Source organism: Pontibacter liquoris (assembly GCF_022758235.1).
Lineage (GTDB): Bacteria > Bacteroidota > Bacteroidia > Cytophagales > Hymenobacteraceae > Pontibacter > Pontibacter liquoris.
In genome coordinates, this window is record NZ_JALEBG010000001.1 from 662,429 (window position 1) to 688,187 (window position 25,759).

A 25,759-nucleotide genomic window follows, 5' to 3' on the forward strand; every position below is an offset into this window, starting at 1 on the left:
TCTATTTTGAAACAAAGTTAAGGATTTTACCCTATTCCTCAACCGCAGCACCTAAACTTTGCCGAATCAGGTTCAAAACCGCCATAGCGGTATATTCGATGTTGAGCAGCCTGTTTTTGTTGAAATAAAGCTGCCGGGCTTCGGTTTTATACTTGTCGGCATACGCAATCCAGATGGTGCCCACCGGTTTGTCGGGGGTGCCGCCGTCGGGACCGGCAATGCCGCTGGTCGCTACGCCTATACTTGTCCCGAATTTCAGGCGTACATTTTCGGCCATCTCCCGCACGGTGGCTTCACTTACGGCGCCATGCTGCGCCAGGGTTTCAGCTTTTACCTGCAGCTCGCGCATTTTTACCTCGTTGTGGTAGGCAATCACGCTGCCCTGGTAGTAGCTAGAGCTGCCTGCTATACTGGTGAGTTTGTGGGCCAGTAAGCCGCCTGTGCAGCTTTCGGCGGTGGCTATGGTCAGGCCTTTTTCTTTTAAAAGCCGCCCGATGGCTTCCTCCAGGGGCACCTCGCCATAAGCAAAAATATAGTTCGGGATGATGTGCGACAACTTAGCCGTTTCTGTTTGCAGTTCCCGATCCAGCAGTTCGGCATGATCGCCCTGGCCGGTCAGGCGCAGGCGCACGCCTCCCAGGTGGGGTAGATAGGCGAGTTTAAGGTGCGGGGGCAGGTGCGTTTCCCAGTCTTCCAGCTTATCGGCAAGGATGGATTCGGCCAGGCCGGTGGTCTGCACCACGCTGTGCCGGATCACCGGGGTTTTAAAATTAGCCTTCAGTTTTACCAGCACCGTGTCGGTCATCATGCGCTTCATTTCGAACGGCACGCCCGGCATCGACACAAATATTTTCCCGTCTTCTTCAAACCACATACCAGGTGCTGTGCCCAGCACGTTCCGGACAGGCGTGCAGCTTTCCGGCAGGAACGCCTGCTGGCGGTTGAGCTCGGTTATTGGGCGGCCCCTTTTCGAGAAGATCTCCGTTACATCGGCCAGGGAGGGCTCGTGCAGCCGGAGCGTAGTATGAAAGTAGTCGGTCAGCACCGTTTTGGTCAGGTCATCTTTGGTAGGGCCCAGGCCGCCGGTTATCAGAATCACATCGGCTCTGCCGCGGGCAGCATCCAAGGCCTGCACAATATGGCCGGCATCATCAGAAATAGACGTGATCTGCTGTACCTTTATGCCAATATTGGTGAGCTCGGTACCTAACCAGGCCGAGTTTGTATCCACGATCTGGCCGTAGAGAATTTCGTCTCCGATGGTGATGATCTCTGCGATAACTGCTTTCATAAATATTTTGGTCTGATTTGTGCGTAGATTACGAAAACTGATTCAAGTTAAAGATGTTCTGACGATATGAAAAAACAAGTTTACGCATCACTCCTTCTCCTTAGCCTCGGAGCTTCGGCCTGTACCGTGGCCGAGGTGCAGCGCACCATGGGCGATGTGCTGGCAGGCACGGCAACCGGAAGCCCCGTAACCAGCTCCGAAGTAGCCATGGGGCTGAAGCAAGCCCTGGAAATCGGCATTAAGAGCGGTGCCGGGCAGGCCTCTCAGACCGATGGCTACTACAAAAACTCATTGATCCGTATTCCGTTTCCGGAAGATGTGCAGCGCGTGGAAAACACGTTGCGCAAAGTGGGCCTGGGCAGCGAGGTAGATAAGTTTATACTGACCCTGAACCGCGGCGCCGAAGATGCAGCCAAGAGCGCGGTGCCTATTTTCCTGAGCGCCATCAAGCAAATGACCATTGCCGATGCCTGGGCCATCCTGCGGGGCGACAAAGATGCGGCTACCCAATACCTGAAGCGTACTACCTCGCAGCAACTCTACACTGCCTTTAGCCCGGTGATGGTACAATCATTGGAGAAAACGAATGCTACCCGTTACTATGCCAATATTGTAGGCGAGTACAACAAAATTCCGCTTGTGCAGAAAGCTAATCCAGACTTGAAGGATTATGCCACTCGCAAAGCTATAGACGGGTTATTTACGCTAGTAGCCCAGGAAGAGGCCAATATCCGCGAAAACCCGGTGGCCCGCACTACCGAGCTGCTGCGCCGGGTTTTTTCCCGACAAAGCCCATCCTAATGGTTAGGGGCTTTTACTAAAAGAAACACCCGCCTTACTCAGAAGTATAGCGGGTGTTTTTTTTAATGGAACATAAAGCGTTGAATAAAAGTACAATACAGCACACTTTAGTAGCCGCGCCCGCTAGCTGACAGGAGAGACTATGGAAAACAAGCAGATTAGGTATACCCCCCTTACCAAAGAAAAAGACCTGGATGTGCTGATCGGGGAAATTGGGGATGCCCGGGTGGTAATGCTGGGAGAGGGATCGCATGGCACATCAGAGTATTATACCTGGCGCACAGCTATATCCAGGCGGCTGATCATGGAAAAGGGCTTCCGTTTTGTAGCCGTGGAGGGCGACTGGCCCGAGTGTTATGCCGTGAACCGCCTGATAAAAGGCTATCAGAATGCGGCCAGCAAGATAGCCGATGTGCTGCAGGTGTACCGGCGCTGGCCTACCTGGATGTGGGCCAATTGGGAGGTAGCGGCCCTGATAGAGTGGATGCGGGATTATAACAATGCCCGGGGCGTAAACGAAAAAGCAGGCTTTTATGGGCTGGATGTTTACAGCCTGTGGGAGTCGCTGGACCAGATCCTGAAATACCTGGAGCACAATGATGGACAGGCCGCCGAGGCTGCCCGCAATGCCATCAACTGCTTTGAGCCTTATAACCGCGACCCGCAGACCTATGCCCGCGCCACAGCCTTTGTACCCACCGACTGCGAGAACGAAGTGATCGAGATGCTGCAGCGGATATCAAAGCAACGCATTTTTGCCGAAGACCCCGAACAGGAATTCAATACCAGACAAAATGCGTTAGTAGCCACCAATGCGGAGCGTTATTACCGGGCCATGATCCGGGGAGGCGCCAGCTCGTGGAACGTGCGCGACAGCCACATGATGCTGACGCTGGACAATCTGCTGGCGTTTCACGGGCCTGAAAGCAAAGCGATCGTTTGGGAACATAACACGCACATTGGCGATGCCCGCGCCACAGATATGGCTGATGACGGCATGTATAATATCGGGCAACTGGCCCGCGAGAAGTATGGCCGGGACCAGGTAAAGCTGGTCGGCTTTGGCACCTACCAGGGCTCTGTGATTGCTGGCAAGTCGTGGGGAGCACCGATGCAGAAGATGGAGGTGCCGCCTGCCACAAAAGGCAGCTGGGAAAGTATGCTGCACGAGATCAGCACCGAGGACAAGATCATCCTGATAAAACATTTGCGCGAGGCACCAGCCTTGCAGCATCGCATTGGTCACCGGGCTATTGGGGTGGTGTATGATCCTAAATTCGAGCAGTTCGGCAACTATGTCCCCTCTATTATTCCCGAGCGCTACGATGCCTTTGTATACTTCGACGAAACCGAAGCCGTGCATCCGCTCCACATGAAAACCCGCGGCGGCAAAGAGCCCGAACTCTACCCCTGGAATTACTGATTGGAGCGAGACAACTACAGCGGATCAGGTTTTACTTCTCCATTGGTTTGATGCCAGATTAGCGTTTATAGGGGAGAATGCGGGGTGCACTTTGAAGTAAAATATAAGTAGCACTTTGTAGCACCGTATTTATACTAGATAGCAGCAGGAGAGGGGCACCCGGAAATAAGCAAACTATACCTTGCTGGCGCTTTTAGTAAACTATAAAGATCATCTTTTCCTTCAAAAGTCACGAATCCATACTTGCCCTATCCCGGTTGTTTTTCTTTATCTCTTAAAACCGACATGTTCCCCGGCGGTTTTTGCAATTAACGTGTATGGTGATCCTATTTAAGGTTACCTTTACCTGCTTTTGTAATCAGAAAACATGGGTATGACTCGTAAAAATAACTGCTTCTATACTTGCCTTTTTGCCGTTCTGCTGCTCTGCCATGTTAGCTGTAAAGAAAACAAGGAGACGTATAAGCCGGATGCACCGGAGGTTCCTGCTTCTGAGCGCTCACAAGTAGCCTTCTGGCTAACCAACCCCGATAAATCAGTTCTGTTTGCCGAGCAAAAGGAGAGCCTCAACTTTACAGCTGTCTCTAACCAGAACCAAACGATCGAAATCGATACCACGCAGCTATTCCAAACGATTGACGGCTTTGGCTATACCCTGACGGGCGGCAGCGCTTATGTGATGAACCGGATGAATGCTGTGGAGAGGGCTGCTTTGCTAAAGGAGCTTTTTGCTACGGATGGCAAAAATATTGGTGTGAGTTATCTGCGCATCAGCATCGGCGCTTCTGATCTGAACGGACAGGTTTTTACCTATAATGATCTTTCGTCGGGGGAAACGGATCCTGAAATGCTCAGATTCAGCTTGTCACGGGATAAAGCGGATCTCATTCCGGTGCTTAATGAGATTCTGGCCATAAATCCGGCAATCAAAATACTAGGCTCTCCCTGGACTGCACCGGAGTGGATGAAGACAAATAAAAGCTTTATCGGTGGAAGCTTAAAACCGGAATATTATGATGCGTACGCCCGGTATTTTGTAAAATACATCCAGGCAATGCAGGCAGAAGGTATCCGGATTGATGCCATTACGCTACAGAACGAGCCGCTAAACCCGAGCAATAACCCTAGTATGCTAATGTCGGCAGCAGAGCAGGCACAATTTATCAAACAGCGTATTGGGCCAGCATTTCAGGTTGCCAACCTCAGCACCAAGATCATTCTCTATGATCATAATACAGACCGGATCGACTACCCGATTTCCATTTTAAATGACCCCGAAGCCCGCAAGTATGTCGATGGGTCTGCTTTTCACTTGTATGCCGGCGGGATTCATGCCTTATCGGAGGTGCATACGGCGCACCCGGACAAGAACATTTATTTTACAGAGCAGTGGATCGGCGCGCCGGGTAATTTCAGCAGTGACCTGGCCTGGCATGTGAAGAATCTCCTCGTCGGGGCTACCCGAAACTGGAGCCGTACTGTTTTAGAGTGGAACCTGGCAGCCAATCCTGAGTTGGGGCCCCATACGGATGGTGGCTGCACGAGTTGTTTGCCTGCCGTTACGGTGAGCCGGGAAGGGCAGGTGACCCGCAACACGGCATACTATGTTGTGGCCCATGCTTCCAAGTTTGTGCGGCCTGGTTCTGTACGTGTAGCCACCAACGTGCCCGGTGCCTTGCAAAATGTAGCGTTCCAGACGCCCGATGGGCAAAAGGTGCTGCTTGTGCTCAATGATAGCGGAACCACTCAGACCTTCAATATTCGTTTCCGTGGCAAAGTGGCTGTTTCATCGCTAAAACCCGGTGCCGTGGGCACGTATGTCTGGTAGCTATCCTGCCATATTAAAGAGGAGTTGACTATCAAGCAAAGAGGCCCTGCAAATCATGTGCAGGGTCTCTTCTTTTTTGCTGGCTTACAACTTATTTTTCAATCATTTTATACACGCGCACATAATCGATTTCCATTGCTTGTGGGTATACACTTGGATCAACGCCCTGGGCGCCACCCCAGTTGCCACCTACGGCTATGTTCATCAGCAGGTGAAACTGCTTATTAAAAGGCCACACGGCGGATCCTTTGCCTTCGTTTACAAATGTCATCACCAACTCATCATCTATATAGCCTTTTATGGCATATGGTGTCCAGTCGATCCGGTAAACATGAAATGCTGTACTGGCCGTCGGGATGATCCTGCTGTTGCCTTTCTGCGTATTCAGGGCATGGTTATAGGCTTCGGTATGTACCGTGATGTGTACATTATTCTGGTCATAACCCACATGCTCCATGATATCGATCTCACCGGATTTAGGCCATCCGCCATAGGCCCAGTCGGTGGGGAGCATCCAGATCGCCGGCCAGGTACCCTTGCCTGTCGGAAGCTTTGCCTTTATCTCGAACCTACCGTAAAGGAAATCGCCTTTGCCTTTGCTTACCAGCCGGGCAGAGGAGTACTCTCTGCCGTTGGTACTTTCTTTGCGGGCGGTTATCGTTAGTTTACCATCTGCTACTTTCGCATTTTTATCGCTGTTGGTATAGTACTGCAGCTCGTTGTTGCCCCAGCCGTCACCGCCTATGTCATAGCCCCACTTGGCCGGATTAGGAACGCCACTGTAATCAAATTCATCAGCCCAAACAGGTGCAGTTTCAAAGGTCCAGCCTTTGTCAGTGGGAGGGCCCTGCGGCTTGGGAGTTGGCGCAGGCGGAAGATCAGAACCTCCTTTCTCGGAACAGGAGGCAAAAGTGAGCACGGGGCCAAGTATGGCTATCAAAAGTAGGGACAGGTAGTTGTTTTTGACTTTTATGGGATGCATATTTTAAGTATGATAGCGGGTTAAGGAAGCTTTGTTGCTGCCTAATTTAGGCATAAAAAAGCCGGAGTCATTTACGGCTCCGGCTTTTTTAAGTAAGGGTTATTTTTCTAGCCTGAAATCATCCAGGAAGAAAATGCCGGGGATAAAGTTGCCTTCACCACCCACCTGAATTACAATTCTATCCAGGTCCTTTTTGTTCATTATTTCTGCAGCGCCAAAGTCAAAGGTGAGCTCCACCCATCTGTCAAGCTGGTCTACCTGCTGCTTGATCTCTACCTGGTTTACCCATGGCTGAGCCGAGGTGCCATCCTGCAGCTTAATAGAAACCTGCTTCAGCAGATTCTTGTTAGCCCAGTCTTCGCCGGCGGCAGTTGTAAAGTCATTGTAGCCGGGTACGTATACTTTGATTTTGAATACATGGCGTTTGGTGAGGTCAAACTTATAGGCAAAATCTGCAAACATGTTTGCAAACTCAAAAGGCTGACCGTCCTTTTTTACATACATGGCTACCTTGGCAGACGTGTTGATCGGCACCGGCGCCGGGTTATCGTAGCTTTCTACCAGGGTTAAGGCTTCGGTTTTCCAAGTTAAATTACCATCCACATCAAAATTATCGGCTATATCCTCCATTTTATATGGTTTTGGTTCTACCGGCCGGCTGTAGCCCTTTGGTACTAGGCGCAGCCACCAACCGTTTCCGGCGTTAGAGGCATCGGTGGTTTTAAGGTAGAGCTCATTCTCGGTCAGCTTCAGTATTTCGTAACGCGAGGCGCCGGTATAGTAAGCGATAAAGCCATTTTTAGAGAGGTCGAGGTACTTCTTACCGTTTTCCTCTACAATGCTCCATGCCATACCTGTTGGCGGCGTATAAGGCAAAGTATAGTCTGCACTTTGCGCTTTGCCACCCAGTCCGGCAGCATTAGACCCGTTCACAAACGTATTGCCGTGGTTGTTGTAAGTATAAGCAAAGCCGTTCAGGTTAAAAGTCATTTCATCATCGTAAATGCCTTCGGCAGCCTTGTCGTTTGCTGGCGCAGACCACCACTCCGGCGTTGCTGCTCCTATAGGGCCTACGCCCATGTGCCCGGCATATTCCTTCTCAATAACCCAGGTTTTGCCTTCGGCCTTTTGGGCACCACCCGTTAAGAAGTTATAATCTTCTCTGTTGAGCATGGCTACATTGGTGTTCTGGATATGCACCGTTTTGGTGCTGGTAGCATAACCGCCATTGGTAAAGATGGTGAGTTTTACGGTGTAGTCACCTGCTACTGCATAGGCGCCGGTGGCCTGGTTACCAACGGCAGCTGCGCCATTTCCCAGGTCCCACATGGCTTTCATGGTGCCTGGAGTCTGGTTAGTGAAAACAACCATATTGGGGTTGTCGGTAGCAGGGGTAACCGTAAACTGCACCATCTCCGAAGTGGGCGCAGGCGCTAGCACAGCATCCGGATCGTCGGGGCTACAAGCGGTTACGAAACCGACAAACAGCGCCGCATATAAATAGTTGGAAATATTTCTTATAAACTTCATGATTACTTAGTTAAGATTAATAGCCTGGGTTTTGAACAAGCTTTGTGTTGTTGAGCTCAGCCAGCGGAATTGGCAGTATTTCGTGCTTGCCCGCTATGAAGCCCTTCGATGCTAAAACTGTTGCTGCTCTGCCGGTGCGAACCAGGTCATACCAGCGATGTCCTTCAGTTGCCAGCTCCAGGCGTCTCTCATTATAGATGTTCTCTAAAGAGGCTGTTACCGGGGCAAGGCCTACACGCGCCCGTACGGCATTGAGTAGGGCGGCAGCTCTCACCAGATCCCCACCACTATTGACAAGCGCCTCTGCTTCCATCAGGTACGTATCAGCCAGGCGGATTTCGATGTAGTCGTTCGGATAATTTAGGACTGCATCGCCACCGCCTGTGCTCAGCCACTTGGTTTTAGGGGCATACTTCTCGATAAAGTAACCTGTGTTCTGGTATCCTTTTTCGTAGGTAGCAGCGCCGGCTTGGGCTATACTATCAATGTTGGCAACGGTAGCCTTGTAGCGCGGATCGGGTTTCAGAACATTTACCAATTCGGGCGTAAGCGGGTTAAAGCCCCAGCCTGCCTGATAAACCGGGCCGGAGTAACCTCTTGGTCCGAACATCTGCACGCCCACGTTTCCTTCAAATCCGGGCCAGCTTCCCCAACCGCCATTGGCAACCGAAGTATGCACAATCTCCAGAATAGACTCGCTGTTAAATTTATTATCAGGGCTGAAGATAGCCGCATAGTTGGCGAGCAGGTGGTAGCCATACTTGCTGGTGCCACCAGGTGTGCCATTTACTTCTATTAATTGTGCGGCAGCATCAGGCCACTTTTTCTCATACAGGTATACTTTCCCCAGCAATGCTTTGCCGGTGCCCTGCGTAGCACGGCCGCCTTCGGTAGCAGCAGTAACGGTTACCGGTAAATCCGGAAGGGCTTCGTTCAGGTCTTTTTCGATCTGGGCATACACCTCCTCAGGGCTGGCCTGGGTTACGTTGTATATCTCGCTGGTAGAGAGCGGTGCTGTGAAAAGAGGTACATTCTTAAACAGACGTACCAGGTCAAAGTAATAATAGGCCCGCAAAAACTTAGCCTCGGCAATATACCGTGCGCTGGTAGCCTGGTCTAACCCTGGAATGCCTGCCTGTAACTTTTCCAGTAGCGTATTGGCTCTGGATACACCGGTAAAGTTTCTTCGCCAGAATTCTTCCTGTGGCCCCAGGGCAGGGTCCAGGGTATAGTTGTTCCATACCTGCCAGGTGTTCATGTCAGAAGAGCTACCGCCCCCGGCATACACATCATCCGAAGCCGAATTGATAGCGCCCACATTGTGGTAGGTGTTTCCGGCTTCCCAACCCAGCGGGTCATAAGCTGCCACTAATCCGGCAAACGCCTCTTCCGGGTTTTTATAATAAGTAGACTCCAGAACAGTGCCTCTCGGGTCCACGTCCAGGTAATCTTTGTCGCAGGCGCTAAGCAACGGAAGGCTTAAAGCTGCAATAAGTATGTATTTTTTATATGTCGATTTCATTTTACGAACTTTAAAGTATTAAAACCCAACATTTACACCTAACATATAGGAGCGCGACTGTGGGTAAAATGCACGGTCGATGCCCAGGCTGCCACCACCGATCTCAGGGTCGTAGCCGGTGTATTCTGTAAAGGTGATAAGGTTGTTGCTGCTGGCATAAACACGCAGTTTCTGCATGTGCCATTTTTCTGTAAGCGCCTGTGGCAAGGTATAACCCAACTGCAGCGTCTTGATGCGGAAATAATCACCGTCTTCGAGGTAAAAATCAGAAGGGTTGGTGAAGTTCTTGTTCGAATCTTCCGTTGTTAATCTTGGGAATGTGTTAGAAGTGCCTTCTCCTGTCCAGCGGCCCAGGGCAGCTTTCTGGAAGTTAGCTGACGGAATATCCAGGCGGCGTAAGCCCTGGAAGATCTTGTTGCCAGCCACACCTTGTCCGAAGATGAGCAGGTCGAAGTTTTTCCAGGCAGCATTCAGCGTAATACCATACGTCCAGTCCGGAAGCGGGCTACCCAGGAAAGTGCGGTCGCTTTCATCTATTTTGCCATCGTTGTTCGTGTCCGCCCATCGGAAATCACCTGGTTTGGCATTCGGCTGAATTACGGTACCATCACCGTTTTTATAGTTTGCCACTTCTGCCTCGTTCTGGAAAATACCAAGGGTTTTAAAGCCATAGAACGCGCCAACCGGCTGCCCAACGGCAGTGCGAGTAAGTGGGTAGGCAATATTCTGAACACCGGCGCCTCCGTCTAAGAATTCTTTTCCCTGGCCCAGGTAGGTAACTTCGTTCTGCAGGTAAGCCACGTTGCCATTCAGGCGGAAGTTAAGCTCGCCGATCTGTTTGCCATAACCTAACTCCAGCTCAATGCCTTTGTTTTCCATGTCGGCTACGTTGCCAAATGGCTGTCCGGTAGCACCTACATAACCTGGCAACTGAATGGGCTGTAAAATACCTGTTGTCTTCTTGTTAAACCAGTCGAACGTCAGGTTAAAGTCCTGGAAGATGGTTGCTTCGAAGCCTACGTTCGTCTGGCTTGTTTGCTCCCATTTCAGGTCAGGGTTGGCCGGTGCATTGGGGCTGTAACCTATGTAGTAGTTGTCATTACCAAAGGTATAATTTCGACCCGGGCCCACAGTGGAAACGAAGCGGAAGTTATCAATGGCATCGTTCCCCACTACGCCGTAAGAGCCACGCACCTTCAGGAAATTTACCAGATCGTTCTCTGGCCAGAAATTTTCACGGGAGGCAACCCAGCCAAGGGAAGCAGAAGGGAAGTAGCCATACTTGTTGTTGGCACCAAATCTGGAAGAACCATCGCGGCGAATGATACCGGTGAACAGGTACTTCTCGTCGTAGTTATAGATCACACGGCCAAAAAGAGAGCTGATCGTGTGTTCAATTCCTTCATAAGCATCAGACGTTCTGTTGGCTGTCGGAACCTTTAAGTTAAAAGAAGCTTCATCGAAGCTGGTAGCAGGAATGTTGGAGAAGGAAATATACGTGCCACTGCTGTTGTTGTCTTTATAAGCGCCTTGACCCAGCAAAGCAGTGAAGTTATGCTTGGCAATGGAGCGGGTATACGAAACGATATTTTCGATGTTATAATCGAAGGCCATGTTTCGGTCGCGATTAAAGGCCGTCAGCTTGCTTTCAGTTGCAGCGTTCAGGTAATAGATCGGCCGGAAGCTTTCGCCGCCCCAATAAGCCAACTTGGTGCCCACGGTGGACCGGAACTTCAAGCCTTCGATCGGCTCCACTTCAGCAAAAGCATTGCCTACAAAGTTATCAGACCAGCCATAGTTGCCCAGTTGCGTCTGGATATAAGCCAACGGGTTTGTCATTTCCTGCTGCACTTCAGTGGAGATGCCATACGGATACCCCAGCGCATTTCTCATCACAGGCTTGTTGTTATAAACGCTTCCCGGATCTTCCAGAATAGCGGCATCCGTGATAAGGGCGGGCGTAACAGGATCGAGGTTGATAGCCGAGCTAAGCGGTCCGCCGAACTCGCTGTTGGTATTCAGGCCGCCCTGGCTTTTGATATGCGAGTAGCCCAGGTTCTGGCCTACTGTGATCCACTTGGCTAGTTTGTGGGTTGCGTTCAGGCGGATGTTGTATCTTTTGTAATTTGATATTTCTGGCGTAACGATGCCTTCCTGGTCCAGGTAGCCGAAAGAAGTATAAAAAGTGGATCTGTCGTTGCCGCCACTCAGGCTTATTTCGTGATTCTGGATGCGGGCATCATCATCAAATACCAGGTCCTGCCAGTTAGTGCCTTGCCCCAACGAACGCGGGTCTTCGTATTTGATAGGGCCACCGGCTGCTACAGATGCTTCATTTCGCAGCGTGGCATATTCGGTGGCATTCAGCAGGTCGAGTTTACGAACAGGTGCCTGTGTGCCATAGTAAGCATTATAGTTTACACGAATGCTACCTTCTTTCCCTTTTTTAGTAGTAACCAGAATAACACCGGCTGCACCCCGTGTACCGTAGATGGCCGCCGAGGCTGCATCTTTCAGCACCTCAATAGAGGCAATATCTGCCTGGTTCAGGTAATCGATGCCGCCGTTCACTACCACACCGTCCACTACATAAAGCGGGTCGTTGTTGTTGAGCGTGGTGATACCTCTAACCCGTACCGTTGCCGAGGCACCTGGTGCTCCGGAACTGGAAACAACAGTTACGCCCGAGGTTCTGCCCTGCAAGGCCTGCTCCACACGCGTTACTTGCTGGTTTTCGATGTCACTGGCTTTCAGGCTGGTGATAGCACCTGTTACCACGCTCTTCTTTTGCGTGCCATAGCCTACCACTACTACTTCTTCCAGCGCCTTTGCGTCAGTCTGCAGGGTAATGTTGATAGTAGTGCGGTTATTTATGGGTACTTCCTGGGTTATAAACCCAATGTAAGATATAACCAGTGTGCCGCCTTCATCAGGCACAGTAAGCGAATACTCACCGGAAACGTTTGTAATAGCACCTGTTGTGGTGCCTTTAAGTGCAACGCTGGCTCCGATCAGGGGCTCTCCCTGGTCAGAGATCACCTTGCCCGAAACCGTAACAGCATACCTGCTGTTGATAGCTAAAGGGTGAGGATTAGCATGGCTAACTGTACTGTAGCAACTCGCTGCTATGGTACAGTTAATAGCTAGGAATAAAATTTTCTTCATTTGTACTAGTTAGGTTAAAATAGTTAGGAAACGGTAATAGGCGCAGCCAGCCCAGAAGCCTGCAAGTTGTTAGGACCAAAGGCACTAACTCATGTAATCCGGCCATGCGCGTCGTTAAGATAGAGTAGGTAGGATAGGAAATGACGCTATGCAAGCGGTTTCATAGTAAAGGAAATCAGGAAAGTTTATGCTACTTAAAGCGCTGCCCATAAAGCATATCGCATTTGATTGTTGTGGCGAAAGGCAGAACATGTTAAAAGGTTGTAGAGGTGTACTATCGTATAAAATTAATTACCTGAACACAGAAATAAGGCAGGTTTATGTAACGGAAATAAAGTTTATTGGCATCATAGCTGCATAGTAAAGGGCCTTTTCTGGCAGCAAATATAGGTTATAAATAAGTATAAAAAAGCGATTACTTACTATATTATTCCTGAGATTTGTCAGGTTTAATTTATTTTATTCTGATATATTTACCATAGTTTAATCTATCGGCAATGCCTCAGTCAGTTTCTGGCTTCGGCTAAAATCGGTAAGGGTACTAAAGATAAAAAGGTGCAAAAAGGGGGTGCGTTGTAGAAAGGCGTTTCCTGATTTTTAGCTAGGCTATATCAAGACGAAACAAGGGCAGAAGGCTGCTAATGCACGCTATTGTGCTCTGTTATAGAAAAGTAATGGGTGCAAGTATGGCGCTACCCCAGCCACCTAAAAAGCAAAGAAGCTTGGACCCTAAGATAAAAGAGCGGGTAGGAGAGCTGCATCACAGGGCCTTGCAATATACTGAGTTCTAAAAAAGAATGGCTGCCTGTTCCGAAAACAGGCAGCCATCTATACTTGTAATCAGATACCAGACTTAGGCCATGTTGTGGTACACAGCCTGCACATCGTCATCTTCCTCGATCTTTTCGATCAGGTTTTCAATTTCTTCTTCCTGCTCTTCTGTCAGGTCGGTGCGGGTGTTGGGAATGCGCTGCAGCTCTGCACTGATCACGTTCAGGCCTTTTTCTTCCAGCGCTTTCTGCATCATGCCAAAGTCAGTGAAAGCGGTTTCTACAATGATCTCGCCTTCGTGCTCGTAAATATCTTCTGCGCCGAAATCGATCAGTTCCAGTTCCAGTTCCTCCACATCCAGTCCTTCCGAAGCGATTTTGAAAACGCCCTTGCGGGTGAAAATAAAATCAAGCGAACCGGTTTTGCCTAACGCACCGCCGCCACGCGAGAAGTATACCCGCATGTTGGCCACAGTCCGGTTAATATTATCAGTAGCCGTCTCTACAAGTATGGCGATGCCGTAGGGGCCATAGCCCTCGTATACTACTTCATCATAATTTTTTTCTTCTTTAGACGAAGCACGTTTTATAGCCGCTTCCACTCGGTCTTTGGGCATGTTAACGCCTTTGGCGTTTTGCATGGCCGTACGCAGGCGGGCATTTGTCTCAGGATTAGGCCCACCTTCTTTTACAGCGATTACTATTTCCTTGCCAAGGCGGGTAAAGGCCTTCGACATTTTGTCCCAACGTTTAAATTTACGGGCTTTTCTAAATTCAAATGCGCGTCCCATAGTATGTGGTTATGTGAGTATGATGCAAAGTTAGGCAGCTTACGTGTAAATTGATAGTGAAGGCAGGAAAAACGTTGCTCGTTTTTCGCGGGCTGTTTATTGCCAAAAAATCGTCTCCAGTTATAGTCAGAACATGCAGCTCTTGCCGGTAACAGCCCGAAGAAATGCTAAGATAAGTATACTTTGGCTTAGAGGAATGTATCTGCTACGTCAGCTTCCGAAAAACGATCATCGAACAACTACTTCCTGGCAACCTGATGGAAGTCGGTGATGTGCAGGTGATGCTGGCAAAAGCTATACTCGTGCGCAATATTAGAGCCTACAATAATCAAGCGGTTTTCCTGGTTTAGCGCCACATGCTCCTGGTACCAGGCAATGCCTTCCTGGTCCAGGTTGGTGGTCGGCTCGTCGAGCAGCAGGAGGGAGGTGTCTGCGTAAATGGCCATGCCCAGTTTCAGACGCTGCTTCATCCCCGACGAGAAGTCTTTCACATACTTGTTGCGGGCCCGTTGCAGGCCCATGCGCTCGATCAGTTGCTCGTTGGAAAGGTCGTGGCGCAGGGATTTGAAGCGGGTATGGAACGCCAGCATCTCGATCAGGGTAAATTCCTCTACCAGCTCCAGGTATGGCGCAGTGAGGGAGAGATGCTGGTATACTTTGTCGTGCTCGATTATTTTGCCGCCCAGCGCGTAGGAAATATTGCCTTCGCTGTGGAGGTTGTAACCGGCTACAACCGTAAGAAGAGTGGATTTGCCGGAGCCGTTATGGCCAAGTATGGCATAGGAGCTGCCTGGCTCAAAGGTATAGGTCAGGTTCCGGAAAATCCACTCGTAATTATAGCGTTTACCTAAGCCCGTTAGGTTAATTTGCATCTTTGGAAAAATAGCTTCGGATGATGCCGCGGCCCGATCCACGCAGGAAGTTGGTCACCTCGTCGCGTTCGCGGCTTGGGGGCAGTTCCAACTCGATCGTATCCAGGGCCTGGGTGTTGTTGAGGCTGCTCATGAACAGGATGCGGTAGATCTGCTGGATCTCGTTTATCTGCTCGCTTACAAAACCTCTGCGGCGCATACCTACCGAGTTTATACCGGCGTAGGAGAGCGGCTCGCGGGCAGCTTTCACAAACGGCGGCACATCTTTTAGCACGTGCGATCCGCCGGAAATAAAGGCGTGCGCCCCGATCTTTACAAACTGGTGCACGGCACTGGTAGCGCTGATGATGGCATAATCGCCTACATCTACGTGGCCGGCCATCTGCACGGCGTTACCGATAATGCAGCTGTTGCCTACATTGCAGTCGTGGGCTACGTGCGCGTAGGCCATCACGAGGCAGTTGCTGCCGATAATGGTCTTCATTTTATCGATGGTGCCGCGGCTAACAGTTACAAACTCCCGGATCACGGTATTGTCGCCGATGTAGGCCGTGGTTACCTCGCCGGCAAACTTCAGGTCCTGGGGCACCGAAGAGATCACGGCTCCCGGAAAAATCTTGCAATTGCGGCCGATGCGGGCACCTTCCATAATCACGGCGTTTGATCCGATCCAGGTACCTTCTCCGATCTCCACGTTTTTATGGATCGTAACAAACGGCTCTACGACCACGTTCTGGGCGATCTTAGCCTCCGGATGAATGTATGCTAATGGCTGATTCATGCGTCTTTCTTTACTATACTTGCTGACATTTCCGCTTCCATCACCAACTGACCGGCTACAAAAGCCTGGCCACTCATTTTGGCGATGCCCCGTTTGATGGGCGCCAGCAGTTCACATTTAAAAATAATTGTATCCCCCGGAATCACTTTCCGCTTAAAACGGCACTTGTCTATGCCCAGAAAGTAGGTCCAGTAATCTTCCGGATTTTCCACGGTGTTAAGCACCAGGATGCCGCCTGTCTGCGCCATGGCCTCTATCTGCACCACGCCCGGCAGCACAGGGTTGCCCGGAAAGTGGCCCTGGAAAAAGGGCTCGTTCATGGTCACGTTCTTTACCCCCGTCACCGTGGTTTCGTCGAGGTGAATGATCTTATCGATCAGCAAAAAAGGATAGCGGTGGGGCAGGGTGGCCGAGATCTGGTTGATATCCATGACCGGCGGCTTTTTAGGATCGTAAGTAGGCACGTTCTTGATCGCCGCTTCCTGTATGAGCTTTTTTACCTTGCGGGCAAAGGCCACGTTGGCCGCATGGCCGGGGCGGGCCGCTAAGATCTGTCCTTTGATAGGGCGGCCGATCAGGGCCAGGTCACCGATCAGGTCCAGCAGCTTGTGGCGGGCAGGCTCATTCTTAAAGCGCAGCTCGGTGTTGTTGAGCACGCCTTCTTCTTTTACCTCCACCTTCGGCTTTTTCAGCAGCTCCGACAAATGCGAGAGCTCCTCGTCCTGCACCACCCGATCCACGATCACGATCGCGTTGTCCAGGTCTCCGCCTTTGATCAGGTTTTGTTTGTAAAGAGCTTCCAGCTCGTGCAGGAACACAAACGTGCGGCACGGGGCGATCTCGTCCACAAACTGGGTGATGTTGGTAATGGAGGCGTGCTGGCTACCCAGCACCGGTGAGTTATAATCCACCATCGCGGTGAGGCGGTAATCGTCCAGCGGAAGGCCGGCAATTTCCACGCCGCGGCTATCGTCTTTGTAGCTGATGCCTTTGGATATCTCGAAGTAGTTGCGCAGGGCATTCTGCTCCTGTAGCCCCACGCTTTGCAACGCCTTTACAAACTCAATCGAGGAGCCATCCATGATAGGCGGTTCCGGGCCGTCAAGCTCGATCAGCACGTTGTCAATCTGCAGGCCCACTAAGGCAGCCAGCGTGTGCTCCACGGTATTTACGCGGGCGCCGTTCTGCTCGATGGTGGTGCCCCGCGACAGGTCGACCACATTGTCTACATCAGCTGCCACAATTGGCTGGCCTGGCATATCAATGCGCTGAAACTTGTACCCATGATTTGCAGGTGCAGGCTTAAACGTCATGTTTGAAACCACTCCGGTATGCAACCCAATGCCTGTAATTGTAACCGGGGCCTTTATGGTGTGCTGTTTATCGTTCATCACGTATCTATAGTCGTGTTAAGAGCTTGGTTAAGAACAGCAGCGGCAGCTGTTTTGCTGCCGCTGCTGTCTGCAGTCAACCGGGGAGTTACCCCTTTGCACCTGCAAACTTAAGATTTTATATGAGGTCTTGCTATTTTTTTTACGGAACCGATCGGATTGCAAAAAGGGTTGCTATACCTTCTCTTTCAGCAGTTCCAGCTCGCGCTGCAGCTCGGGCAGTTTGCGGAATACGGTCATGGCCCGCAGGTTCTGCTTATAGTCAAATGCCGGTGAGCCCTGGATGATCGTGCCCGGCTCTTTTACAGTTTTGGAAACCCCGGACTGCGCACCTACGGTTGTTTTATCGGCCAGGCTGATATGGCCCACAATGCCGGCCTGGCCTGCAATAACGCAGTTGTTGCCTAGCTTGGCAGAGCCGGAGATGCCTGCCTGCGCGGCAATAACGGTATGCTTGCCTACTTCCACGTTATGCGCTACCTGCACCAGGTTATCTATTTTGCTGCCTTGTCCAATCAGGGTTGCCCCCATGGTGGCGCAGTCGATGGTGGTGTTTGCCCCGATCGATACATCATCTCCGAGCACGACGTTGCCAATCTGCGGGATGGCTTTGTAGCTGCCGTCGGGCTGTGGCGCAAAGCCAAAGCCATCGCTGCCCAGCACTGCGCCGGCATGGATCGTACAGTTGCTACCCACCACAGTGTTGGTGTAAAGTTTAGCGCCGGCAAAAATGGTGGTGTTATCGCCTATTTTCACGCTATCGCCAATGTATACCTGCGGAAAGATGCGCACGTTCTCGCCGATGGTGCAGTTCTGGCCGATGTAGGAGAATGCGCCGCGGTAATGGCCGTCGCCGATCTGGCTGCCGGCACCGATGAAAGCGGGTTCTTCCACGCCCACTTTAGAGGCGATCAAGGCTGTCTGGTAATAATGGAGTAAGACAGAAAAGCTGGTATAAGGATCTTCCACCCGGATCAGGGTAGCAGCAACCGGCTTTTTCAGCTCCAGCTTCTCTGCCACAATTACAGCGCTGGCACCGGAAGTATAAAGGAAGGGTTCGTATTTGGAATTTGATAAAAACGCAAGCGCGCCGGCCTGGGCTTCTTCTATCTTGGCTAAAGTGCTGACCTTGACAGTATTGTCGCCTTCTACGCTACCCTGCAGCAGGTCTGCTATCTGTTGAACAGTGAACTCCATTTTGTAAAATTATAGCAAAAACTTAAAAGTGCTAATGCTTTGGGGGTGCAAACATACTAAAAAGTTACGGGAGGGCTGATACCCCGGGGCCACTATGGGCAAAGATTTCTGGGCTAACCAGGAAAACGGGCAGCAGCTTATGGCGAGCTCAAGGGCGGAAAAGCAGGTTTAAAGCACAGGCTATACTTTCGGGGCGCTCCAAAGTATAAAGGCATGTCGCAGACCGGCAGTTGCTGCCAGGCCGGTGCTTTATATGAAAGTATAAAACCGGAAAAGAGGCGGGCAGGGAAGTATAAGCTGCTGCCGTAAGCCGGCAGCAGTGTTAATGTGCTACTTCTTTGGGGTAGCACACATAATATTTTTCCACCTTATTGCCCAGCGCCCGGATGTTGGGCAGGTCGGATGCCTCGGCCACATCGATCACGTACCCGGATTTGGTCAGCACATCGATGGATTGCCCTTCTACCTGGTAGGCATTGTTGCTGATGGTGCCCGAGATCATGAGGTAATGCACGTCTTCCTCGGCTACTTTGTAGTGCTCCTGCACCAGCTCGCTGATGCCCAGCAGCAGGTCCTTTTCGATGGGTTTGCTCGAGATCACCACCTTAAACAAGCGGCGGTTCAGGATGCTGTTGGCCAGGTAAGAAAGTATAAAGTCGGGGTGAGAGGCCCAGAGTTTGATGCCGCTCCATACATCGTGGTCGTCCAGGCCTACAAAGCGCTCCAAAATGCTGCTGTCGCGCTCAAAATCGGCCATGGTAAGGTCGGAGGAGAGAAAGAACTTCAGGTTCGGGCTGGTGTCTACCTCCACGCCCTGCTGCAACAACTGGCGCGCGCGCTGCACCACGCGCAGCACCATGTTTTCGGCGCTGATCACGGTTTTGTGCAGGTATACCTGCCAGTACATCAGGCGGCGGCTTACCAGAAAGTTCTCGATGCTGTAAATGGCCTTTTCTTCCACCACCAGCTTGTCGTTGGCAATGTCCAGCATTTTGATGATGCGGTCGGCGCCGATTTTGCCTTCGTACACGCCGGTATAAAAGCTGTCGCGGTTCAGGTAGTCAAGGCGGTCCACATCCAGCTGGCTCGATACGAGCTGGTGAAAGAATTTACGCTCATAGGTACCCTTGAAAATATTGATTGCCAGCGTTAAGCGGCCTTCAAAAGCCTTGTTGAGCATGTGCATAATATGCAGCGAGAGGCTCTCGTGGTACACATTCTTGAAGATAGCGGTTTCTAAGGCATGGGAAAAAGGGCCATGGCCAATGTCGTGGAGCAGGATGGCAATGAGGGAGGCTTCCAGCTCGTTATCGAAAATTTCGTTATTTTTACTTTTCAGGGTGCTCAGGGCCGTGTCCATCAGGTGCATGGCGCCCAGCGCATGATGAAAACGGGTGTGCAGCGCCCCGGGGTATACCATCTCTGTTAAGCCCAGCTGCTTGATGCGGCGCAGGCGCTGAAAGAAAGGGTGCTCAATAATATCGAAAATGAGATCAGACGGAACGGTAATAAAACCGTAAACGGGGTCGTTGAAGATTTTTTTCTTATTCACGAAGCAGGAAGGTTTACTGGCTGAACGTTTTATTTGTTGACAGGGTATGGCCGTGCTTGCCGGCTATGTTGGGTTACGGCCACCAGCGCATCCGTTTTACGCGTACCTGAAAGCATCGTATGTATATAATGGTACGTTTTTGCGTACATCCCAAGTATACATGTATAAGTACTTAGCAGCTCAACAAATTAACAGTTCAACAGTTTAGCCATCAATTACTAGTATAAAACTATGCAAAGATACAATATTTTATGGGCCGATGATGAAATCGACCTCCTTAAGCCACACATTCTTTTCCTGGAAGACAGGGGCTACGACATTACGCCGGTAAACAGCGGCGCCGATGCCATTGAGAAGTTCCAGGACCAGACGTTCGATATCGTTTTCCTGGATGAGAACATGCCGGGTATCAGCGGCCTGGAAACACTGAATGAGCTGAAATCCATCCGGCCAGCCGTGCCCGTGATCATGATCACCAAAAGCGAGGAAGAGCATATCATGGAGGAGGCGATCGGCTCCAAGATCACCGATTACCTTATTAAGCCGCTTAACCCTAACCAGATCCTGCTATCGGTAAAAAAGGTATTGGAAAACAAACGCCTGGTGTCTGAAAAGACCAATATGAGCTACCAGCGCGACTTCCGGCAACTGGGCATGGCTTTTGGCGAGCGCCTGAGCCCGCTGGAATGGGCTGATATTTACAAAAAGCTGGTGTACTGGGAGTTGGAGATCGACGAGACGGAAAACAAAAGTATGGCCGACGTGATAAACATGCAGAAGGATGAGGCCAACGCCAACTTCGCCAAGTTTATCATGGAGAATTACGAGGACTGGATAAACAAGGAAGATGAAGATGCTCCGCTCATGTCGCATGAGCTGTTTAAGCAGCGCGTGTTCCCGATGATGAAGCAGTCGGAGCAGCCCGTATACTTCCTTTTGATCGATAACCTGCGCTACGACCAGTGGAAAGTACTCGAACCGCTGATCCTGGATTACTTTACCGTGGACCAGGAAGAGATGTTCTACTCCATCCTTCCTACTACCACGGCTTATGCGCGTAATGCCATTTTTTCGGGCATGCTGCCGACCGAGATCGTTAAAAAGTACCCCAACCTGTGGGTGGCCGACGAGGATGAGGAAGGCAAGAACCTGCACGAGGCCGAATTTCTGGAGATACAGCTACAGCAGAACCGCATTACGGGCAAGCACAGTTACCACAAAATTACGAACGTGGCTGCCGGCCGCGACCTACTCAGCAAGTTCAGTAACCTGGATGGCAACAAGCTCAACGTGATCGTGTATAACTTCGTGGATATGCTCTCGCACGCCCGCACCGACAGCAACATGGTACGCGAGCTGGCGCCCGACGAGTCGGCTTACCGCTCCATCACCAAATCCTGGTTTCTGCACTCGCCCCTTTTCGATACGCTGAAGATGATTGCCGAAAAGAAAGGCCGCCTCATCATCACCACCGACCACGGCACGATCCGGGTAAAAAGGCCCTTTAAGATCATCGGCGACCGCAACACTAACACCAACCTGCGTTACAAGCACGGCAAAAACCTGGGCTATACCGATAAAGACGTGTTTACAGTGAAAAAGCCGGAGCGATTTTTCTTGCCAAAAGCTAACGTTTCCACTACGTTTGTATTTGCGATCGAAGACTACTTCTTCGCTTACCCGAATAACTATAACTATTACGTCAACTACTACAAAGATACCTTCCAGCACGGAGGCGTGTCGTTGGAGGAAATGATCATACCGTTTATAACGCTTTCGCCTAAGAATGCTTAACCAGGGAGTACAAAAAGCAAGTATAAAGATGTCGTCGTTGGCTGATCTGCCGGCGGCGGCTTCTGTGCTTTTAGAGGCTGCCGACCGGGAGCCCATTATTTTGTTCGAAGGCCCGATGGGCGCAGGCAAAACCACCCTGATTAAGGAACTTTGCCGCCAGCTGGGCGTAGCCGAGAACGTGAGCAGCCCTACTTTTGCGCTCGTTAACGAGTATGAAGGGAGGCAGGGGAAACTAATTTACCATTTTGATTTTTATAGGATAAGGGATGAGCGCGAAGCCCTCGGGATTGGCGCGCTGGAGTATTTTGACTCAGGCAGGCTGTGCCTGGTAGAGTGGCCCTCGCTTATACCCAATTTATTGCCTGAGCACTATTTGCTTGTGCAGCTGCAGCCCGAAGCGGAAGGCGAGGGGCGCACCATGACCATAACCCACGTATAGCATGACGGAAAAACTCGCCGCAAGTTTAGCCAAGATAGTAGCTACCAGCCAGGCCCTTTACCCCAAGGAGTCGATGCTGGCGGTGGAAGAACGCCGCCGCAACCTGTTTATCGGCATCCCGAAAGAATCCTCGTTTCAGGAAAACCGCATTGGCCTGACCCCCGACGCTGTGAAGCAACTAACCGACCATGGGCACCGCATCCGGATTGAGGCAGGCGCTGGCAGTTTATCCAAGTACTCCGATCATGAATATGCCGAGGCCGGTGCCCGCATTGTGTATTCGGTGGAAGAAGTATACGAGGCCGACATCATCCTGAAGATCGCCCCTCCTACCTACGATGAGATCAATTACCTGCACCCGGGCCAGACACTGATCTCGGCGCTGCAGTTTGGGAACCTGACCTCGGATTATATCAATGCACTGCTGGCTAAAAAAATAAACGCTCTCTCCTTTGAACTGATCCGCGATAAGTCAGAGGCAAAGCCGGTGGTGCGCGCCATGAGCGAAATTGCCGGCAGCACCGTAATGCTGATAGCCGCCGAATACCTGAGCAGCAGCAACGATGGCAAAGGGGTTATACTGGGTGGCATTACGGGTGTGCCTCCTTCCAAAGTCGTTATACTTGGTGCCGGCACTGTAGCCGAGTATGCGGCCCGTGCTGCCCTGGGCTTAGGAGCCGAGGTAAAGGTTTTCGACAACCATATTTATAAGCTGCGCCGGCTGAAGCACAACATCGGCACCCAGCTCTTTACCTCTACGCTGGATAAAACAGTGCTCAACAACGAAATTAAACAGGCCGATGTGGTGATCGGCGCTTTGGTAGCCGTGGAAGACCGCATTCCGTGCATGGTAGAGGAATCGATTATTGCGCAGATGAACCCCGGCTCCATTATCATCGATGTGTGTATCGACCAGGGAGGTTGTTTTGAAACTTCGGAGGTTACCTCGCACAGCCGCCCCATTTACCGCAAGTATGATATCATCCATTACTGTGTGCCTAACATCCCGTCGCGGGTGCCCCGAACGGCCACCCAGGCCCTGAGTAATATTTTTACGCCCATCTTTACAGAGATCTCAAAGTATGGCGGCATCAACGAGGTACTGTTTACGAACGAACATTACCGTGCCGGCGTGTATATCTACAAAGGCAGTCTCACCAACTCGCATATCGCCAAACGGTTTGGCATGCGCTACAAAGAATTGGGCCTGATGATCGCAGTTAGAAACTAGATGCAAGTCGTTGGACCATAAATATTAGACGCAGGATCTAAGACACAGGTAAAACTATCCATATAAAGTATAAAACCCGCCTCGGCGGATTTTATACTTTATACTCTTGCAAGAGAAGCTTTTGTCTAACGTCTAATATCTAACGTCTTACTTCTATACCTGTCCGCTTAGCAGCAGTACTTTCCAGGCTTCGGACACGTGGTTATCTTCCAATAGCTTTTTACCTAACTTCTCGAGTTCCTGCCGCAATTGGGCCGGTCTAGCTTTATACTTGTTCCAGGTATAGGCCACGAGCGGATTTGTTCGGTATGCGGCTGCCTCTGCCGCGGTGGGTACTGTTTCGGTATTTCCCAGCCGGGCCAGGTTATTGCCTGTCAGGATGGTGCTCTGGCGGATAAAGGCGGGCAACGCATCCACCCCAATGCCTTTGTTTCGGATAGGCTTGGGAAGCTCAAAAATGCTGTCGCCATTTGCCCGGATGTAATAATCGCTGCCCATGCGCGCCACCGCATCAAGCTTGTAAGGATCAACCTTGCCGTCTTCTCCCAGGATGCCCTCCTGCAGGTGCATCAGCAGCACCTGGCAAATGATTAGGTTGCCTGCGCCGCCTTCTGTGCCCAACGGTATAATGTCGTTTACCCTGCACTCTAACGCTACCGGGGCTTCCTGCACCCGCGGCGGCTTCACCAGCTCCGAGGCAACCGGCGTTAAACCAGCCTTCACAAATTCATTTATGCCTTTATCGTACTCAGTGCTGGCCAGCGACATTTGCTCTACGATAGCATAATTGGCAATATGGATGACAACCTCCTTGGTGGCCTGCGCATTCTCCAGCGTGTGTTTGCTGGTGTTGTCGCGCATGCGGCTGAGGGGCGAGAAAATGAGAATGGGCGGCGAAGCGCTAAACATATTAAAAAAACTGAACGGGCTCAGGTTAACGTTGCCATTGCCGTCGGTAGTGCTGGCAAACGCAATAGGGCGCGGAGCAACAACCCCGGCCATGAGCGCATACAGGTCGGCTGCTTTAGTTTCTTTCGGATCAAAGGTTCTCATGCTCATATCATGCGGATGTGTTGTGCCGGCTGCAGGCTGATGCCGGCGATGAAAGTATAAAGTTAAAAAAAGCAGGGCAAATATGGTGTTTCATCTGCTGCCCGGCGGCCAGCTCACTTAAAAACTACTCCTGTAAAAACTGTAACAGCAGGTGCATCGTATGGGAGGTGGTTTATGCCGGTAAGTATAAAAAAGCACAGGCGCTATGAAGGGGTTTTGGTAGGAGTAGCGAAACGAGCCCGGTAGCAGGCACCGGCGGTAAACAGGAGCCAGTTATATTGTTTTGCCTGCTCCGAGCGTTGAAAGGATAATTGTTTTAAGGGCTTGTAGGGCAACCTTATGCAGCAAATATAAAATTTGTTGAATATTATAAGGCTGTTTTAAAGCCATTTGCAGGATTAGATGGATAATTTTCTTATTGAATATATACCTTTAAAATCTTCTTACGTAACTAATCACAAGACTTCCGAAATATATATTATCTGCAATGTATATAGTGGTAAGTATAAGCGCCTACAAGCACAAAAGTCTAGATTGAACCAAAAGCACCCGAAATGAGAATTAATTTATTGTTTGCCCTGGGCATGTTGTTCCTTTTTTCCTGTACCACGTCTAAAGAACTGACGTATTTCAGCGATCTGCCAGAAACAACGGAGTACTCAGAAAATATCACGAATAACAAAGAGCCTAAAATTCAGCCCGATGATTTGCTTAGTATTACGATAAGCAGTTTAAACCCTGAAGCAAATGCCCTCTTTAACAAAGGAGTGATGCTCTCGGCCGGAAATGCCGGCGCCGCAGGAACTAGTAAAGATGAGGAAGGCTACCTGGTAGATAGCAATGGCTTTATAGAATTACCGGTTTTAGGGAAAGTGAAGGTGGGCGGCCTTACAAAGCAGGAAGCCAAAGCGATGTTGGTTAAGAACCTGAATAATTATTTAAAGGAACCATCGGTTTATATACGCTATATGAACTTCAGGGTGACGGTTGTGGGGGAAGTAAAGAACCCGGCCACATTCACCATACCCTCTGAAAAAATAAATGTGCTGGAGGCACTGGGTTTAGCGGGCGATATGACGGCCTATGGAATAAGAGATAATGTGTTACTGATAAGAGAAGAGAATGGCGTGCGCAAAGCGGCCCGGCTTAACCTCAAATCAAAGGCCCTGTTAAGTTCTCCTTATTTTTATCTGCAGCAGAACGATGTGGTGTATGTAGAGCCAAATAAAGTAAGAACAATACAGGCTACGACCAACACACGAAACATTACGCTCTTATTTTCGCTTATATCTGTGACTACATTAATCGTATCAAGATTATTATAGCAATACATACATATGAATAAT

The 25,759-nt window shown here is 50.5% G+C and carries 19 protein-coding genes; 7 read left to right on the plus strand and 12 right to left on the minus strand.

What is annotated here, in order from left to right; all coding sequences use genetic code 11:
• Positions 1-31: 31 nt before the first annotated feature.
• On the minus strand, positions 32-1,291 hold the full coding sequence (locus LWL52_RS02735) for a competence/damage-inducible protein A (protein WP_242916700.1): 1,260 nt from the start codon (positions 1,289-1,291) through the stop codon (positions 32-34).
• 66 nt (positions 1,292-1,357) lie between these two features.
• Here LWL52_RS02735 and LWL52_RS02740 point away from each other — a divergent pair, with 66 nt between their 5' ends.
• From LWL52_RS02740 to LWL52_RS02750, 3 genes are all read left to right on the plus strand, one after another.
• On the plus strand, positions 1,358-2,092 hold the full coding sequence (locus LWL52_RS02740) for a DUF4197 domain-containing protein (RefSeq protein WP_242916702.1): 735 nt from the start codon (positions 1,358-1,360) through the stop codon (positions 2,090-2,092).
• Positions 2,093-2,234: 142 nt separating this feature from the next.
• On the plus strand, positions 2,235-3,515 hold the full coding sequence (locus tag LWL52_RS02745; RefSeq protein ID WP_242916704.1) for an erythromycin esterase family protein: 1,281 nt from the start codon (positions 2,235-2,237) through the stop codon (positions 3,513-3,515).
• 373 nt (positions 3,516-3,888) lie between these two features.
• Positions 3,889-5,343, plus strand: a complete 1,455-nt coding sequence (locus tag LWL52_RS02750; protein WP_242916706.1) for a glycoside hydrolase family 30 protein — start codon at positions 3,889-3,891, stop codon at positions 5,341-5,343.
• Positions 5,344-5,434: 91 nt separating this feature from the next.
• Here the strand turns inward: LWL52_RS02750 and LWL52_RS02755 are convergent, their stop codons facing one another.
• The 10 genes from LWL52_RS02755 to LWL52_RS02800 all read right to left on the minus strand — a co-directional run bounded on the left by LWL52_RS02755 (position 5,435) and on the right by LWL52_RS02800 (position 19,896).
• On the minus strand, positions 5,435-6,325 hold the full coding sequence (locus LWL52_RS02755; RefSeq protein ID WP_242916708.1) for a glycoside hydrolase family 16 protein: 891 nt from the start codon (positions 6,323-6,325) through the stop codon (positions 5,435-5,437).
• Positions 6,326-6,424: 99 nt separating this feature from the next.
• A complete protein-coding gene (locus LWL52_RS02760; RefSeq protein ID WP_242916710.1) occupies positions 6,425-7,855 on the minus strand; it encodes a PKD domain-containing protein in 1,431 nt (476 codons plus the stop codon).
• 16 nt (positions 7,856-7,871) lie between these two features.
• Entirely contained in the window at positions 7,872-9,377 is a 1,506-nt protein-coding gene (locus tag LWL52_RS02765) for a RagB/SusD family nutrient uptake outer membrane protein (RefSeq protein WP_242916712.1), read from the minus strand.
• Between the two features lie 18 nt (positions 9,378-9,395).
• Entirely contained in the window at positions 9,396-12,542 is a 3,147-nt protein-coding gene (locus LWL52_RS02770; RefSeq protein WP_242916714.1) for a SusC/RagA family TonB-linked outer membrane protein, read from the minus strand.
• An 853-nt stretch (positions 12,543-13,395) separates the two neighbouring features.
• Positions 13,396-14,103: a YebC/PmpR family DNA-binding transcriptional regulator gene (locus LWL52_RS02775; RefSeq protein ID WP_242916716.1), complete on the minus strand. Its 708-nt coding sequence runs from the start codon at positions 14,101-14,103 to the stop codon at positions 13,396-13,398.
• 239 nt (positions 14,104-14,342) lie between these two features.
• Entirely contained in the window at positions 14,343-14,975 is a 633-nt protein-coding gene (locus LWL52_RS02780; protein WP_242916718.1) for an ABC transporter ATP-binding protein, read from the minus strand.
• A complete protein-coding gene (gene lpxA / locus LWL52_RS02785) occupies positions 14,965-15,756 on the minus strand; it encodes an acyl-ACP--UDP-N-acetylglucosamine O-acyltransferase (RefSeq protein ID WP_242916720.1) in 792 nt (263 codons plus the stop codon). Before lpxA ends, LWL52_RS02780 begins: the two co-directional genes overlap by 11 nt.
• Positions 15,753-17,147 carry a bifunctional UDP-3-O-[3-hydroxymyristoyl] N-acetylglucosamine deacetylase/3-hydroxyacyl-ACP dehydratase gene (locus tag LWL52_RS02790; RefSeq protein WP_242920637.1) on the minus strand — a complete coding sequence of 465 codons (1,395 nt, stop codon included), beginning with the start codon at positions 17,145-17,147 and terminating at the stop codon, positions 15,753-15,755. The genes lpxA and LWL52_RS02790 overlap by 4 nt, the downstream gene beginning before the upstream one ends.
• Positions 17,148-17,321: 174 nt before the next feature.
• On the minus strand, positions 17,322-18,344 hold the full coding sequence (gene lpxD / locus LWL52_RS02795; RefSeq protein WP_242916722.1) for a UDP-3-O-(3-hydroxymyristoyl)glucosamine N-acyltransferase: 1,023 nt from the start codon (positions 18,342-18,344) through the stop codon (positions 17,322-17,324).
• 322 nt (positions 18,345-18,666) lie between these two features.
• A complete protein-coding gene (locus tag LWL52_RS02800) occupies positions 18,667-19,896 on the minus strand; it encodes an HD domain-containing protein (protein ID WP_242916724.1) in 1,230 nt (409 codons plus the stop codon).
• A 231-nt stretch (positions 19,897-20,127) separates the two neighbouring features.
• On the opposite strand from LWL52_RS02800, the gene porX reads away from it, so the two are divergent.
• Genes porX through LWL52_RS02815 form a run of 3 tightly spaced genes read left to right on the plus strand, consistent with a single transcriptional unit; the run spans position 20,128 to position 23,360 of the window.
• Positions 20,128-21,690: a T9SS response regulator signal transducer PorX gene (gene porX / locus LWL52_RS02805; RefSeq protein ID WP_242916726.1), complete on the plus strand. Its 1,563-nt coding sequence runs from the start codon at positions 20,128-20,130 to the stop codon at positions 21,688-21,690.
• Entirely contained in the window at positions 21,683-22,129 is a 447-nt protein-coding gene (tsaE, locus tag LWL52_RS02810) for a tRNA (adenosine(37)-N6)-threonylcarbamoyltransferase complex ATPase subunit type 1 TsaE (protein WP_242916728.1), read from the plus strand. The genes porX and tsaE overlap by 8 nt, the downstream gene beginning before the upstream one ends.
• A 1-nt stretch (position 22,130) precedes the next feature.
• The gene (locus tag LWL52_RS02815) at positions 22,131-23,360 is read left to right on the plus strand and encodes an alanine dehydrogenase (protein ID WP_242916730.1); all 1,230 of its coding nucleotides are present in this window, start codon (positions 22,131-22,133) and stop codon (positions 23,358-23,360) included.
• Between the two features lie 153 nt (positions 23,361-23,513).
• On the opposite strand, the gene LWL52_RS02820 is transcribed toward LWL52_RS02815, so the two are convergent.
• Entirely contained in the window at positions 23,514-24,413 is a 900-nt protein-coding gene (locus LWL52_RS02820) for a flavin reductase family protein (protein ID WP_242920639.1), read from the minus strand.
• Between the two features lie 554 nt (positions 24,414-24,967).
• Between LWL52_RS02820 and LWL52_RS02825 the strand changes: the two genes are divergently transcribed.
• Positions 24,968-25,738 (plus strand): polysaccharide biosynthesis/export family protein, encoded by a 771-nt coding sequence (locus LWL52_RS02825; RefSeq protein WP_242916732.1) that lies wholly within the window; start codon positions 24,968-24,970, stop codon positions 25,736-25,738.
• Positions 25,739-25,759: the final 21 nt, after the last annotated feature.

Excerpts from the sequence above, each read along its gene's own strand:
- LWL52_RS02735 (WP_242916700.1), bottom strand. The coding sequence starts at position 1,291 with ATGAAAGCAGTTATCGCAGAGATCATCACCATCGGAGACGAAATTCTC.
- LWL52_RS02740 (WP_242916702.1), top strand. The coding sequence starts at position 1,358 with ATGAAAAAACAAGTTTACGCATCACTCCTTCTCCTTAGCCTCGGAGCT.
- LWL52_RS02745 (WP_242916704.1), top strand. The coding sequence starts at position 2,235 with ATGGAAAACAAGCAGATTAGGTATACCCCCCTTACCAAAGAAAAAGAC.
- LWL52_RS02750 (WP_242916706.1), top strand. The coding sequence starts at position 3,889 with ATGACTCGTAAAAATAACTGCTTCTATACTTGCCTTTTTGCCGTTCTG.
- LWL52_RS02755 (WP_242916708.1), bottom strand. The coding sequence starts at position 6,325 with ATGCATCCCATAAAAGTCAAAAACAACTACCTGTCCCTACTTTTGATA.
- LWL52_RS02760 (WP_242916710.1), bottom strand. The coding sequence starts at position 7,855 with ATGAAGTTTATAAGAAATATTTCCAACTATTTATATGCGGCGCTGTTT.
- LWL52_RS02765 (WP_242916712.1), bottom strand. The coding sequence starts at position 9,377 with ATGAAATCGACATATAAAAAATACATACTTATTGCAGCTTTAAGCCTT.
- LWL52_RS02770 (WP_242916714.1), bottom strand. The coding sequence starts at position 12,542 with ATGAAGAAAATTTTATTCCTAGCTATTAACTGTACCATAGCAGCGAGT.
- LWL52_RS02775 (WP_242916716.1), bottom strand. The coding sequence starts at position 14,103 with ATGGGACGCGCATTTGAATTTAGAAAAGCCCGTAAATTTAAACGTTGG.
- LWL52_RS02780 (WP_242916718.1), bottom strand. The coding sequence starts at position 14,975 with ATGCAAATTAACCTAACGGGCTTAGGTAAACGCTATAATTACGAGTGG.
- lpxA (WP_242916720.1), bottom strand. The coding sequence starts at position 15,756 with ATGAATCAGCCATTAGCATACATTCATCCGGAGGCTAAGATCGCCCAG.
- LWL52_RS02790 (WP_242920637.1), bottom strand. The coding sequence starts at position 17,147 with ATGAACGATAAACAGCACACCATAAAGGCCCCGGTTACAATTACAGGC.
- lpxD (WP_242916722.1), bottom strand. The coding sequence starts at position 18,344 with ATGGAGTTCACTGTTCAACAGATAGCAGACCTGCTGCAGGGTAGCGTA.
- porX (WP_242916726.1), top strand. The coding sequence starts at position 20,128 with ATGCAAAGATACAATATTTTATGGGCCGATGATGAAATCGACCTCCTT.
- tsaE (WP_242916728.1), top strand. The coding sequence starts at position 21,683 with ATGCTTAACCAGGGAGTACAAAAAGCAAGTATAAAGATGTCGTCGTTG.
- LWL52_RS02815 (WP_242916730.1), top strand. The coding sequence starts at position 22,131 with ATGACGGAAAAACTCGCCGCAAGTTTAGCCAAGATAGTAGCTACCAGC.
- LWL52_RS02820 (WP_242920639.1), bottom strand. The coding sequence starts at position 24,413 with ATGAGAACCTTTGATCCGAAAGAAACTAAAGCAGCCGACCTGTATGCG.
- LWL52_RS02825 (WP_242916732.1), top strand. The coding sequence starts at position 24,968 with ATGAGAATTAATTTATTGTTTGCCCTGGGCATGTTGTTCCTTTTTTCC.